Genomic DNA, 13,356 nt, shown 5'->3' with positions numbered 1-13,356 from the left:
GGAGGTAAGGAACTTGAAACAATTATTGCAATCTAGAATTACGAAAAGATATGTTCTACTTACATTTGTTGTAGTTTTTACTTCACTAGCCTCCATTTATTATATAACGACGAATGTATTGAATAATTCGGTCCGGTCTGAGATAAAGTACCGGAATCAATTAATGAGTAAGACGATTACTACGAAGACAAGTTTCATGATCGACAAAATGATAAATGATACCCGTGTGATAACCGAATTCGCAAAGAAGGAAAATACGCTTTCCTATCAGGGAGAAATGAATCATGTCGTGTCTAAAAACCCACTCTATTTATTTATTGATGTGCTTGATCAAAACGGATATTCGATCACGACTATCCCAAATGTCAATAATTCATATACAGTTGAAATAAATAGTATTGTAAAACGATTAAAATGGAGTAAAACCTTTTACATTTCGAATCTCTTAACCTTAGATGATGGACGGAAAACATTTGCTGTTGCTTATCCAATACTTGACGAAAAATTAAATTATCACGGAGCCGTTATTGCTTATGTGAATTTGAGTACGTTATCAGACTATCTTTCAGAGGGCAAGATTGGTTCAAAAGGTATAAATCTATTAATCGATCGTAATGGAACAATTATTTCTGATACAACTGAAAAGTATATTGGTGAGTCATTATCGAAGCATCATTTAGGAAATGAACTTAGTAAATATCGAAGCGGTATATGGGAAGGAAAATTATTCAGTAAAGAAATGTTAATTTCCTACAGGCCAATGACTTTAGGGGGAATGGGCTTGATGATCGGTGAATCGATTGACCAGGCGCTTGCTCCAGCGAATCAAGTGCAAGTTTTGTTACTACAAGGCTTTTTCGTTGTTCTTCTACTAACATTCCTATTAACGATGTTTGGTGCATTTCGAATTATTAAACCTGTGACTTTATTAACGAAACAAGCTAAGGAATATTCTGAAGGAAAAAGGGATAATTTTGAAATTCTTCATACAGGGGACGAGCTTGAGAACCTTGCGACAACGATGGGAAATATGGCTACTGAGCTTAAAAATAAAGAGAGATATTTATTTAATATAGTAGAATCGATCCCCTACGGAATTATTACGATGAATAATGAAGGAAGAATCGTTACGTTCAATAAAGGTGCCGAGGAATTATCGGGTCATTCTAGGGAAGAAGTCACTGGAAAGTATATTATTGACGTTCCTTTTAAAAGAAATGAAGACGAATTTTTGGCATGGAAGACGATTAAAGAAGGCACTGAAATTAACGAGATGGAAAGTCATATTTATGACAAGTCTGGCAATAAACGGGACGTCCGCATTTATTCTTCATTTTTTAGTGACGAATGGAATAATACGATTGGTTCCATTTTGATTTTAAGGGATGTTAGTGATTATAAAAAAATGGAAGAGTTCGTAAAGCAAAGTGAAAAACTTGCTTCATTGGGGCAATTAACAGCAGGGATTGCACATGAAATAAAAAATCCGTTAAGCATTATACAAGCTGCAGCGGAAGCTATTCAATTAGATTTAACAGACCCTACTTTTGTGGAGGAAATGTCAGAAGATATTTTAGAAACAACGGATCGTTTGAATAAAATATTATCTGAATTCTTAAAATTATCAAAAGGTGAAATTGAAGAAGATTGGGAAAAGGTAGATGTAGCAGCCGTCATTGATGAGCTCCTTAATCTATTAAAAAATAAATTGGTCGAACAAAGTATTTCCGTTACAAAAACATTTCAAACGGAAGAAGCTTTCGTTTTCGCTTCGCAAGGGAAGTTAAGTCAAGTATTCTTAAACATCATAATAAATAGTTTACATGCAATGGAAGATGGTGGAAATCTATCAATCAAGCTATCTGAATCTGGTAACTTTTGGTCAATAGAAATCAAAGATACAGGGATTGGGATTCCAGAGTCGGAAATTAACTGGATTTTTGATCCATTTTATACAACAAAAAAGGAAGGTACAGGACTTGGGTTATCTATTGCCCATGAAATTACGACGCAATTTGGTGGAGAAATTTACGCACAATCAGATGTGGGAGGAACAATATTTACAATAAAGCTCCCAAAATTTGTATAGGAAAGGAGAGTAATAGATTAATGAAAACCATTTTACTTGTAGACGATGAATCGAAAATTTTAAAAATCTTAAAATCCTCGCTTTTCAAACAGGGGTATACCGTTTATACGGCTGCGAATGGGCAAGAGGCTCGAAAAAAAATGGCTGAAGTTTCTGCAAGCTTGGTTTTTTTAGATGTGAAACTTCCAGATGTATCGGGCTTAGAGCTTTTACAAGAATTTATTGGGCTTTATCCTAATAAGGTGTTCATTATGATGACGGCTTTTGGTAATGTTGACAATGCTGTTTCGGCAATGAAGGCTGGTGCATTTGATTACTTGGTAAAACCTGTTAAATTAACAGAATTAATCGTTGTAATTGAAAAGGCATTTGAATGGCTTGGTGTAAAAGAGGAAAATAAACTGCTTAAAGAACAGCTTCAACAATCTGAAATTTATGGGGAAATCGTGACAAGCAGTCCTCAGATGAAAAACATCATTAACTTAGTAGAACGAGTTTCAGACACAGAAGCAAATATTATGATTCAAGGAGAAAGTGGAACAGGAAAAACAAAAATTGCAAAAATGATCCATACACTAAGTGGACGAAAACAAGCGCCTTTTGTTCCAGTAAACTGTGCAGCAATTCCTGAATCATTATTGGAAAGTGAATTATTTGGTCACGAAAAGGGCTCATTCACAGGAGCTGTCGCTAGCAGAAAAGGAAAATTTGAAGCTGCAAATGGAGGAACCATTTTTTTAGATGAAATTGGTGAAATTTCACCTGCGTTTCAGGCAAAGCTTCTTCAAGTCACACAGGATAAGACGTTTATGAGAGTTGGAAGCGATTTGCTGAGAACTGTTGACGTCCGGATTATTTGTGCAACGAATCGGGATTTAAAGAAATTAGTGGAAGAGAGCAAATTTCGAGAAGATTTATATTATCGATTAAATATTGTTGACCTATACATACCGCCATTACGAGAGCGTAAGTTAGACATTCCACTCTTAGTAGAAAAATTTCTAGATAAGTATCGAAATAAACATCAAAAAAACTATCAAGCTAACCGAGAGCTATTAAATTATTTAATGAATTATCATTGGCAAGGTAATGTTCGTGAACTAGAAAATGCAATTGAAAGAGCCGTCGTTTTATGTAACAGCGAAACACTCGTAATTGAGGATTTTCCAAGAGAAATACGCGAAATGAAAAATGAAAGTTTAATTGAATCAGTGAATGACGATCTCCCTTTACCAGAAATATTAGATCAAATTGAGAGAAAGTACATTTTGAAAGCTCTTGATGATTCGCTTGGTCAGCCTGCAAAAGCAGCGAGAAAACTTGGGATTTCTAGACAAAGTCTTTTATATAAGATGAATAAGTATTTTTCTGAGAAGGTTTAATATTATTTATCTCATGTATTAGTTAAAACAAAAGGATCGACAATTTAGTCGATTCTTTTTTTTAAGTACCATTTTAAAGAATATACAGTTATATACTTAAAGAAAATTAAAAGAAAAGGAAGTGTTTAATTGTTCAATTTTATTAAGGTAACTAATGAACATATTGAGCAAGTAATAAATTTACGATTGGAACTTCTAAAGGAATTAGGCGAACTGAGGACTCATGAAGAGGAGCATCTAATCGAAACTTCAACGAGGGAATATTTAAATACAGCACTTTCAAAAAATGAATTTCTATCCTTTATGGTAGAAAATAATGGGGTGGCAGTAAGTATTAGTGGGATGGTCTTATTTAAAAGACCACCATATTTAGAGAATTTAAAAGGGATTGAAGCCTATATTCTAAATATGTACACTCTCCCAAAGTATCGTGGTAAAGGATTGGCCAGAAAACTTCTCGAGCTGTGTATCGATGAATGTAAAAAAAGTGGAGTTAAACGAATTTGGTTGCACGCTTCTGAGGATGGTGCGCCACTATATAAAAAAATAGGTTTTACAAATAAAGATAATGAAATGCAATTGTTTTTATGAACCTTCTCGCTTAATAAAAGCATGTTTTAGTCAGATCATAAATCATAACGGGAGGCTTTTGAATTACACCACTTATTCATGCTAGAATGTGAATACAACTTCAATTGAAAGAAAATATAAGTGTGTATACTCTTATTCGAGGAGAATTTATGAATTTCGAGCAAATGGAATATATCGTAAAAGTTGCAAGCGAGAAATCAATCATTAAAGCTGCAGAAAAATTGCATATTACAAGTTCAGGTCTAAGTCAATCGATCTCCCAATTAGAGCATGAAATGGGAATAAGTATTTTTACTCGTTCAAGAAAAGGAACATTTCCAACAGAAGAAGGAAAGATTTTAATAAATAGAGCTAGTGAAGTCTTAGAAATTATCAGTAAGTTAAATGAAGAGCTGTTTGATTATAAAAATAATAAAAAGGTTCATTTGAAAATAGTAGCTGCGCCTACTTTTGCAGCTGTACTTCTACGAGCATTGAACAGAATTAAAGATGAACATCCGAATGTAACGATTGAAATCGAGGAAAAAGATCCTCCACTAATAATGGAAACAATTAAACACACTGAATATGATTTTTGCTTTTTCGCTCAAGATTTAGAGATACTAAAGAGTGAAAAAAATATTAACTATGAATTAATTCGGACTGATCGTGTTCACGTTATTGTTGGAAAAAACTCCCCTCTCTATCATCTAGACTACGCAACAAAAGCTGATGTATTAGAAATGGATACAGCGTGCTATTCAATCTATTCTGATTATTATTATTCTAAGTTAATTAAAGAAAATAAAAATAAAATAAGAGTAACTACAAACAGTATGAATATACTTACAGAGACTGTTAGAGAACATAATGTATTTGTGTATTCTAATGAGTCAGGTGCTAAATTTCATCCGTACATTCTAAGTGGAAACTTAAGATCTATTCCTTACAAAGAAAATAATGAATACGTTGTTAAAGATTTATGGGTAATCTATCCAAAAAACAAAAAGCTTTCAAATATAAGTAAAAAATTTATCGAAATTGTTAAAGAAATAGCCACTCAATGATGAGGGGTTATTTTGTGTTTAAGAATCCTTTTTTGTCAATGTACTAATAGAGTAGTTGAATCAGGATAAAAGTCCTGATTCTAAATTGGAAAAATTTGTTAAAATTATGAATGGGGTAAATCTCAAATAATTGTAACAAAGGAGAAACTATGCAGAACAGAAACGTAGAACTTGTGGAACTAAATGCAGAAAATTGGTATGAATGCTGTCTATTAGAGGTATCTGAAGATCAAAAGAGTCACATTGAATCGAATGCAATCTCGATTGCTCAATCGAAATTTGAATCTTCACTAAAGCCATATGCTATTTATTTTGAAGGTAAAGCGGTTGGGTTTTTAATGTTTAATACTACTGAAGAAGAGCTAGATGGATATTGGATATATAGAATAATGGTTGATAAGAGCTATCAACAAAAAGGAATTGGTAAAATTGCTACTCAGTTATTGATCGATGAAATGACTAAACTAACTAATGCCAAAAGAATTGTCGTAGGATATCATCCTGAAAACTTAGGAGCACATAATTTATATTCAAGTTTAGGATTTATTGATTATGGCGATCGATTTGGAAAAGAAATGGCGGTAGTATTAGATATATAGCATTAAAACAGAAGGGATAGCAATTAAGCTATCCCTTAAATTCTCGATCGATTCCCGTAAATTAAAAATTGTTTTCTGTTTTTATTATTGAGTGTCCTCGTCGATTTTGTACTCCAAAATATCACCTGGCTGACAATCCAAAGTCTTACAGATCGCTTCTAACGTTGAAAAACGAACAGCCTTTGCTTTACCATTTTTCAGTATGGAAAGATTCGCCATCGTAATTCCAACCCTCTCTGAAAGCTCCGTTACGCTCATTTTTCGTTTTGCTAACATTACATCAATATTAATAATAATTGCCATACCATCCACCTCAGACCGTCAAATCATTTTCAGATTTTATGTTAATTGCTTCTTGTAGAAGCTGTTGGAGGATAGCAGCAAAAACAGCGATAACCAGCGAAGCAAAGATGATGATTAGTACCAAAAATCCAATAGGAGGGTCAACATTCCTCGCGATAAAATGAAAGAGTGGCATACCTAAAACATACAAGCCACTGATTGTAATCGCACAATACTTTATGTTCTTTAACGCCTTTACGGATAATTCGGAGAACGCTGTGTTGTTGTCAATGTATCGTAAAAGATTGAAAGCCTGATAAAGAGCAATATAAAAAGGCACAGCAGCTCCATACATCACGATGAAAACAAGATATTTCATAGCGGCAATATTTGGATACAAGTTTGATGCGAAATTGGCCAAACGTGGTACCAAAAATATACATAATGCAAGCACTGCAATTCCAACTAGAAAAATAATTAACTTTAAGAAAGTGGTTGAACCTCTTTTACCATTCATATTAAATACCTCACTTATTTTAGACAATATGAATTTAACACATAATTTATCGATTTACAATAAAAATGTATTGTTTTTTTATTATATTATTGTTGTTATTAAAATATCCTTTTAATTTTGACAAAAATATAGAGCATTTCTCATTACAAGAAATGCTCTTACTTTAAAAACGTTAAATTACGACTTTTTAACGTGAGATCAAAAAACTAATTATTCGCAGCGTTTATTACATTAAGAGAATGATTAATTGCCGATTTACATTTATTTGCATCTGGGGTTGATGTACGAGCTGCTGCTAATACAACGTCAATCGTACCATCAATTTTAGTCCATGAAGTACTATCTATTTTTCTAAGTTTAGCCTCTGATGTATCCCATTGATGTTCCAAATTGTCAGCATCTTTTTTAGCTAAAATAAAGTTTTTTGAGTTCATATCAGTCAACATTTTATTTTCTATTGTTACAAAATCTGTTAATTGACCAGTTAATGTTGTTTTAGTAGAAGCTACTTTTGATGATAATTTAATATAACCACCAATACCAACCGTTAAGAAAATACACAGTGCCAAAATAGTTTGTTTCATTATATTATTCTTATTTCTGTTTGCAGCTTGTGCATCTATTTTTTCAATATATAATGAAATGTCAATTTTTGTAACAGCAAGAAAAACAATGATTGCTAAAATTGCGATAAGAAAAATGATACTTGTACTTGTTGTTCCTAAACCTAAACCACCATTCACTTTTGGCTGAGATAAGTAATCTCCTAGTGATGCCCCAAGTGGACGTGTAAGAATGTACGCAATCCAGAAACCTATCATGCCATCGAGTTTTAAAACCTTCCACGCTAAAAATATACAAGCTATGATCACAATAACTGTTACACCTGTTTTAAAATAACCTAGTCCAAGTTGCTCAGAATATAAATCCCCAACAGCTGTACCTAGTGCAAATGTGAAAAGAATCGCTAACCAATAGAATATTTCTCTTTTTCTTGTGAAAATTGAATGGATAGAAAGTGTTTTTTCACTAAGAAACCAAAAAAGAAACGTTAATGCTAGCAGCACTGAGAATACAATTGTACTTGTTTCAAGAGGTACTCCAATTGCGTCAGTTAAATTATCAGTTACCAATGTTCCGAATACACTTATTAGTACAACAGTGATCCAATAAATACTTGGTACATATTTCTTAACCTTGAATTGAAAAAATAAAGAGATAAAAAATGCCACACCCATAAGGATTGTTGTAAGTCCTAAACCCAAACCAAGGTTCAAATTTAAGAAATCAGCAAATGTTTCCCCAACAGTTGTACATAGAACTTTGATAATCCAGAAATAGATTGTAACTTCTGGTACCTTATTTAGCAGAGTATTTATATTCTTTTGTTTTGTCTCCATAAATGAATTCCTTTCTATTGATTTAAAATACAATTTTATAATCACACACAATAATGAAAGGAAAATGAAAAACAGGAGAATTGTACAATTTATTTTTAAAGATTGAAAACTACTTTACATTAAGATTTATAAATAGAATTTGATTTCCGACAAAGAAGAAGTCATATTTCGATGAGAGCAAAGAAAATAACATTTTTATTTAATTAAAGAAGTTATAGTATAACAAACACCATGTTAAGGAGGGATAGTTAGATGTCAAATCATGAAAATGAAGAAATGCTAACTGGAGGGAATGTATCCAAAGTTTATCGTGCTGGAAATACAGTTCGACGAGAAATAAAGCCTGATAGTCTCAAAGTTCATAAGCTATTAAAGCACTTAGAGAGTAAAGGCTTTAATTATGCACCAAAAATTTTAGGAATAGATGAAAAAGGAAGAGAAATTTTATCATTTATTGAAGGAGAAGCGGGTAACTATCCATTAAAAGATTACATGTGGTCAGATACCGTATTAATTGAAATAGCGAAAATGCTACGACTTTACCATGATGCAGTAAGTGATTTTGTATTTGATGATAACTGGGTACCAATCGATCATACTCCTAAACAATTTGAGGTACTATGCCATAATGACTTTGCATTTTACAACATTATCTTTAACAATGAAAGACCTGTAGGTATTATTGATTTTGATGTGGCTGGTCCAGGTCCTAGAATATGGGACATTGCTTATACTCTTTATACTTGTATTCCTTTAAGTAGATTTTATCTTTCTGAAACAAACGAGAAAGTATATTATGATTCACAACACGCTAATCGTCTTAAACAACGAATTAGATTGTTTTTTGAAAATTACGGGGGAGGAATTAAAGAAGATTTATTAGAAATAGTAACTCTACGTTTAAAAGGTTTATGCAAAACAATTTCAAGAAAAGCCATGGAAGGTGACATTGCATTTCAAAACATGATAGAAGAAGGACATCTTGACCATTATCAAAATGATATTAAATTTATACGTGAAGAAGGTAAGCAGTGGATTTAAAATTAATGTGTTATTTAACGATCGCTTCAAGTGGCAGTTATGATAGCCATTTTTGTAGATTTCTCAAACAAGCACTTAAATGAATTTGGTAGAGTTAAGGGGAATTTGTCTATTATCTAGATTAAAAGATTTCACTCAAAAGAATTATGGAAACGTCTTGACGATAATTATTGTTAGTATAGCGCTTAATCATACTAGTAGTTGTATCATCTTTAGCTTAATGAACTAAAGCATTACTTAGTTTAAGGAAATAATTAACCATGACGCAAGAAAAGGATTTTTTAAAGCATAAAAAGAATATTGTTTTAAGAGAATAAACATATTCGTGTTTCTCTTTGGAACTTTTTCGAGGGAATTTAAATGGCTTTTTGGATTGCAACAATCGGTAGTAATTCCTTGTTTTATATAAAATTAAGAAAACAACCCTAACTTAAATAGGAGGATATATGAGAAAAGTTATTTTATTTTTACATTCTTCTTTAGATGGCTTTGTAGAAGGACCAAACGGTGCAATGGATATTGGATGGGTATCTTACAATGAAGAATTAGAAAAGCATGCTAAAGAAGTTTTAAGTACTGTAGACACAGTGTTATGGGGAAGAGGAACATATCAAATGATGGAAAATTATTGGACTTCAGTACCTTCTAACCCTGAAGCATCAGAACATGAAATTGAACATGCTAAATGGATTGAAGGGACATCAAAGGTTGTATTTTCTATGACACTTGAAAAAGCAGAATGGAATAATTCAAAATTAGTAAAAGAAAATATTGAGGAAGAAATTAAAAACTTAAAAAAACAGTCAGGTAAAGATATTATTATTTTAGGTAGCCCAAGGTTTGCACATTCTCTTATGGAACTCGATTTAATTGATGTAATAAAAATTACTATTTCACCAGTTATTATAGGAAGTGGTCTACCTTTATTTAAGGTCTCGGAAACTAAACGCAACCTCTCTCTTGTCGAAAACAAAACATTTAATTCTGGTGTAATTGGTCTTACGTACAATATTTTAAAATCGTAAAAAAATCGGCTGAGAAGTCGATTTTTTTTGAGCTATTTTTAGTTATTTTCAATAAATATATATGGATGGGTACAAAAATATATTAAATTAAATGAGATACTACAAAAAAGTCAATTCCTGGATTAGGGATTGGCTTTTCCTTTAAATTAATAATCCCAGATTACTTTTTTTCTATTTTCCTTTTTAACCAAAACGGACTATACAAAATATAAAAGCTGACAATCATCACCAATTCTGCAGAGAGAAGATACCATGGCCACGGTCCTAGATAATCTAATAGAGAAGCATTTTCGGGCTTTTTCATGAGATACATGAAGTTAGCTTTCAAAGACTTATTAATGAAAAATACGCAAGCTGCATAAAGGTTAACTATGAGAACGGTCACCCACAAGGATGGTATAGTCGGTCGATATTTGCTAGCTACCACCATAATTAAACAGGCAAGCACCACTCCTCCATGCGAAACAAAAAACTCGAAATATCGAAAGTGCGGAAACGAATAATGGCCGAGATCAGGTGTCAAAATGGCTTGAATGGAACTGGCTAAACCGGCAAAATACATGAATTGAAACACTCTGTAGCTATTAGTCACTAGCATTATAATTGCCAAAATAACTGTAATATCACTAAGTTCAAGAGGTAAACCCGTTTTAAGCGACCAAGCATTCTTATAAACAAGCCATATATGAAACAAAGACTCATTAGCAAATAAGAGAAATGCTAAAGAAAAACGAAGAAGACGTTTTTTCCTGGACTCTTGTATCTGCTTTCTAAAGACAAATAGAAGTACAACAAGAATCAAAATGATTCCGATTGTTAATAGGTGATTTAATGAAAAAAGGCGAAAAGGCCCCAATTTTGAATGAAATTGAAAAAATCTTTCCAACATAAAACCCCATTATCTGAATTGATTTTATAACGTGTATTGTTAGTTTGGGGCAAATTGTGCCAGTTCTATACAGACATCAAAGTTTCATATTAACTTTGATGTTTCTTTTGAAGAAAAGTTAAAATTAAAGGAGTATATTGAAGAATTATAAAATGATGAAAGAACGAGGTATTTATTTATGACAAGACAAAAGAAACTTCGAGGTGAACGAAGACGAATTCGTAACCTTAAAAAAGAATTAGTTGAACTATCTAAAAAACTAACAACCCCTCGTTCAACAAGTAGTACTTATAAGGGATACGATGCTTTCAATTTTCGAATGTTCGAACTGATTGGTGATTTTGATTTGATTCCTAGACGTAAAAAAAGAGATTTTTTACAAGAGATTATTAACTCAATTAGTAAATTACATAATCTGAAAACAGCAAAAGAAAATGAATATCGAATAATGTGTTCCTTCTTTCTTCCTCATATGGAGTATATTATTGTCTCTATTTTTTATACTAAAGCGGGATTAGATGATTTCTATCGAGGACTTTATCATAGTGGTAGATTCGAAAAAGAAATGATACCAATTGTTGACCCTAATTTCTTACAAACAGAATGGCAAATAAATGTTCCATCTTACTTAGAAGTAAAGGGGTATCACTGTAATATTAAAGCAAGAGAAAATGAAACGATGTGGCTTATTGGAGATTTATCGTAAGAATAGATGTAATGAGAAAACCCATCAGCGTAAATTGAAATAAAATGAAGTGAATATCTTAATAATGGTTGGCTAACGCAGTTGTATTAATTAACTGTGTAGTCAACTTTTTTTATTAAGTTAAAAGGAATTTAATTCAATTAAATAGGATAATCTGCTTTGGAAACTTAAAGGGAATTTTTGTTAAAATTAAATGATGTTTTATGAGTAATTGACCTTCACAAATTAGTATAGAAAACTACATACAATGGATGATTTAATAGCTGTTATGAAATAAATTAAATCCACTTTCTCATTTCATTTTAAGGAGGATAAAGGTTAATGAAACATTACTTAGAATTCACTGTAAATATAAAGCCAGTTCAAGTATCTCAAATTATTTTAGATGACACAGAATTAAAGTCTAATTTGATTTTTCAGGATTATAAAGTTGCTGGGGAGAAGGAAATTGTAATTCTAGTATTTCAAAAATACTTTTTTAGAAATGACAGTACAGCAACATTGACAGTTACGATTGATAACTTTAGCGGTGTTACGTATGTTAAGTGCATTTCTTCAGGTAATGGAGAAGGAATATTTGATTTTGGTTGGGGAGCAGGGAAAAGTTTTATTAAACCAATAAGACTAAGGTTGGCAGCTAATATATTGGAAATAATTGAGGATAATTAATTATTTATGAGAGTGTATTTGTTTTTCTTACTGCAACTGCGGAATTAATGAAAAGATAAATAACAAAAGTACGGCTGTATGACAGAATGGAGATTTTTATGCTGCAACAGATTAGAATAGGAAAGTGGTTAATTGAAGTCGATATTGATAGAACACGAGAATTTTATAATAAAGATATGGAAGTCTGTAATTGCTTATATTGCAAAAATTATCTTGAAGCTATTATGTATTTTAAGACTACTGTAACCGATATTTTCGAGAAACTAGGTATTAATCCAATAAAACCAGCGCATCTTTCACAATTACCTACTGAGGTAAAAGCGAGACGTTTATATTTAGGTAATTATTTTTTCGTTGGAAGAGTGCTAGAAGGTGAATTATGTACTAATTCAAACTTTAATAAAATGAATACAATTGAGATAGAGAATTTTATATTTGGTTTCTCAGAGGAATTAGAGTTTTTGCCAGAAGGTTTACCAAATCCAATCTTACAAATAAGTTTTGAAGCAAATATTCCTTGGATTCTTAAAGAAAATCCAGAAGATTAAGTAGTATAATGTTTAATAAATAAAGAGGTGAAAAAACGTGGAGGTTTCAATCCGAAATGCCAAACAAGAAGATTACGAGTCATTATTACCATTATTTAGACAAGTTCACGATTTACATGTTTTGGAACGACCAGACCTATACAAAGAGAACTCGACTCCAGTAGGTGAAGAGGAATTTAATAAACAGCTAAAAGATGATAAACAACATTTCCTAGTGGCTACTCTAGGTACTGGAATAGTAGGCGTGGCAGTTTTGAAAGAGGAAGAAATACTTGAAAACTCCTTTGTTAATGCAAGGAAGATCTTACTGGTTAATAGTTTATGTGTTGATGATGCGAGTAGGAAAAAGGGAATTGGAAAAATACTCATGCAATCTATTTTTGATTTTGCCAAAGAATTGGACGTTGATAGTATTGAATTGGGAGTTTCGGAGAGTAATCAAAATGCAATCCATTTTTATAAATCAATTGGAATGGCAACAAAAAATAGAAAAATGGAGTTTCGTTTAAGCTAAGAGAAAAAGTACATAAATAGTCGGTAGGATTGAATTCTGAGTACTCAGATCTCAATCC

15 protein-coding genes are annotated in these 13,356 nt (G+C 32.0%); 11 read left to right on the top strand and 4 right to left on the bottom strand.

The genetic code is table 11. The features are described 5' to 3' along the window. The first annotated feature begins 13 nt into the window (after nt 1–13). The 5 genes from B6K90_RS03780 (at nt 14) to B6K90_RS03760 (ending at nt 5,707) form a co-directional block, all read left to right on the top strand. Nucleotides 14–2,089: a sensor histidine kinase gene (locus B6K90_RS03780; protein ID WP_088011357.1), complete on the top strand. Its 2,076-nt coding sequence runs from the start codon at nt 14–16 to the stop codon at nt 2,087–2,089. Nucleotides 2,090–2,109: 20 nt separating this feature from the next. Next, nucleotides 2,110–3,471, top strand: coding sequence for a sigma-54-dependent transcriptional regulator (locus tag B6K90_RS03775; protein WP_088011355.1), 1,362 nt, complete (start codon nt 2,110–2,112; stop codon nt 3,469–3,471). A gap of 129 nt (nt 3,472–3,600) precedes the next feature. Beyond that, entirely contained in the window at nt 3,601–4,062 is a 462-nt protein-coding gene (locus B6K90_RS03770; protein WP_088011353.1) for a GNAT family N-acetyltransferase, read from the top strand. 149 nt (nt 4,063–4,211) lie between these two features. Then, complete coding sequence (locus B6K90_RS03765; RefSeq protein WP_088011351.1) at nt 4,212–5,108, top strand: LysR family transcriptional regulator; 897 nt, start codon at nt 4,212–4,214, stop codon at nt 5,106–5,108. Nucleotides 5,109–5,257: 149 nt separating this feature from the next. Then, a complete protein-coding gene (locus B6K90_RS03760; protein ID WP_088011349.1) occupies nt 5,258–5,707 on the top strand; it encodes a GNAT family N-acetyltransferase in 450 nt (149 codons plus the stop codon). 84 nt (nt 5,708–5,791) lie between these two features. Here B6K90_RS03760 and B6K90_RS03755 read toward each other — a convergent pair whose 3' ends face one another. The 3 genes from B6K90_RS03755 to B6K90_RS03745 all read right to left on the bottom strand — a co-directional run bounded on the left by B6K90_RS03755 (nt 5,792) and on the right by B6K90_RS03745 (nt 7,906). After that, a complete protein-coding gene (locus B6K90_RS03755; protein WP_088011347.1) occupies nt 5,792–6,010 on the bottom strand; it encodes a helix-turn-helix domain-containing protein in 219 nt (72 codons plus the stop codon). 10 nt (nt 6,011–6,020) lie between these two features. Then, nucleotides 6,021–6,506, bottom strand: a complete 486-nt coding sequence (locus tag B6K90_RS03750; protein WP_088011344.1) for a DUF2975 domain-containing protein — start codon at nt 6,504–6,506, stop codon at nt 6,021–6,023. Between the two features lie 206 nt (nt 6,507–6,712). After that, nucleotides 6,713–7,906 carry a COG4705 family protein gene (locus tag B6K90_RS03745; RefSeq protein WP_088011342.1) on the bottom strand — a complete coding sequence of 398 codons (1,194 nt, stop codon included), beginning with the start codon at nt 7,904–7,906 and terminating at the stop codon, nt 6,713–6,715. Between the two features lie 252 nt (nt 7,907–8,158). On the opposite strand from B6K90_RS03745, the gene B6K90_RS03740 reads away from it, so the two are divergent. Together B6K90_RS03740 and B6K90_RS03735 are read left to right on the top strand one after the other, a co-directional pair. After that, the gene (locus tag B6K90_RS03740; protein ID WP_088011340.1) at nt 8,159–8,947 is read left to right on the top strand and encodes a phosphotransferase; all 789 of its coding nucleotides are present in this window, start codon (nt 8,159–8,161) and stop codon (nt 8,945–8,947) included. A gap of 446 nt (nt 8,948–9,393) precedes the next feature. Further along, nucleotides 9,394–9,972, top strand: a complete 579-nt coding sequence (locus B6K90_RS03735) for a dihydrofolate reductase family protein (protein WP_088011338.1) — start codon at nt 9,394–9,396, stop codon at nt 9,970–9,972. Between the two features lie 160 nt (nt 9,973–10,132). Here the strand turns inward: B6K90_RS03735 and B6K90_RS03730 are convergent, their stop codons facing one another. Continuing rightward, the gene (locus tag B6K90_RS03730) at nt 10,133–10,858 is read right to left on the bottom strand and encodes a YwaF family protein (RefSeq protein ID WP_088011336.1); all 726 of its coding nucleotides are present in this window, start codon (nt 10,856–10,858) and stop codon (nt 10,133–10,135) included. Nucleotides 10,859–11,039: 181 nt separating this feature from the next. Here B6K90_RS03730 and B6K90_RS03725 point away from each other — a divergent pair, with 181 nt between their 5' ends. From B6K90_RS03725 to B6K90_RS03710, 4 genes are all read left to right on the top strand, one after another. Next, entirely contained in the window at nt 11,040–11,567 is a 528-nt protein-coding gene (locus tag B6K90_RS03725; RefSeq protein ID WP_088011334.1) for a DUF3916 domain-containing protein, read from the top strand. A gap of 321 nt (nt 11,568–11,888) precedes the next feature. Beyond that, nucleotides 11,889–12,236 (top strand): DUF6054 family protein, encoded by a 348-nt coding sequence (locus tag B6K90_RS03720; RefSeq protein ID WP_088011331.1) that lies wholly within the window; start codon nt 11,889–11,891, stop codon nt 12,234–12,236. Between the two features lie 98 nt (nt 12,237–12,334). Further along, entirely contained in the window at nt 12,335–12,784 is a 450-nt protein-coding gene (locus B6K90_RS03715) for a hypothetical protein (protein ID WP_088011329.1), read from the top strand. Nucleotides 12,785–12,821: 37 nt separating this feature from the next. After that, nucleotides 12,822–13,298 (top strand): GNAT family N-acetyltransferase, encoded by a 477-nt coding sequence (locus B6K90_RS03710; protein ID WP_088011327.1) that lies wholly within the window; start codon nt 12,822–12,824, stop codon nt 13,296–13,298. Nucleotides 13,299–13,356 lie beyond the last annotated feature (58 nt).

The organism is Gottfriedia acidiceleris (genome assembly GCF_002128425.1).
Lineage (GTDB): Bacteria > Bacillota > Bacilli > Bacillales > Bacillaceae_G > Gottfriedia > Gottfriedia acidiceleris.
This window is presented reverse-complemented; position numbering and strand designations above follow the sequence as displayed.

Coding starts and splice junctions, on each gene's coding strand:
- B6K90_RS03775 (WP_088011355.1), top strand. CDS start 2,110: ATGAAAACCATTTTACTTGTAGACGATGAATCGAAAATTTTAAAAATC.
- B6K90_RS03765 (WP_088011351.1), top strand. CDS start 4,212: ATGAATTTCGAGCAAATGGAATATATCGTAAAAGTTGCAAGCGAGAAA.
- B6K90_RS03760 (WP_088011349.1), top strand. CDS start 5,258: ATGCAGAACAGAAACGTAGAACTTGTGGAACTAAATGCAGAAAATTGG.
- B6K90_RS03755 (WP_088011347.1), bottom strand. CDS start 6,010: ATGGCAATTATTATTAATATTGATGTAATGTTAGCAAAACGAAAAATG.
- B6K90_RS03750 (WP_088011344.1), bottom strand. CDS start 6,506: ATGAATGGTAAAAGAGGTTCAACCACTTTCTTAAAGTTAATTATTTTT.
- B6K90_RS03745 (WP_088011342.1), bottom strand. CDS start 7,906: ATGGAGACAAAACAAAAGAATATAAATACTCTGCTAAATAAGGTACCA.
- B6K90_RS03740 (WP_088011340.1), top strand. CDS start 8,159: ATGTCAAATCATGAAAATGAAGAAATGCTAACTGGAGGGAATGTATCC.
- B6K90_RS03735 (WP_088011338.1), top strand. CDS start 9,394: ATGAGAAAAGTTATTTTATTTTTACATTCTTCTTTAGATGGCTTTGTA.
- B6K90_RS03725 (WP_088011334.1), top strand. CDS start 11,040: ATGACAAGACAAAAGAAACTTCGAGGTGAACGAAGACGAATTCGTAAC.
- B6K90_RS03720 (WP_088011331.1), top strand. CDS start 11,889: ATGAAACATTACTTAGAATTCACTGTAAATATAAAGCCAGTTCAAGTA.
- B6K90_RS03715 (WP_088011329.1), top strand. CDS start 12,335: ATGCTGCAACAGATTAGAATAGGAAAGTGGTTAATTGAAGTCGATATT.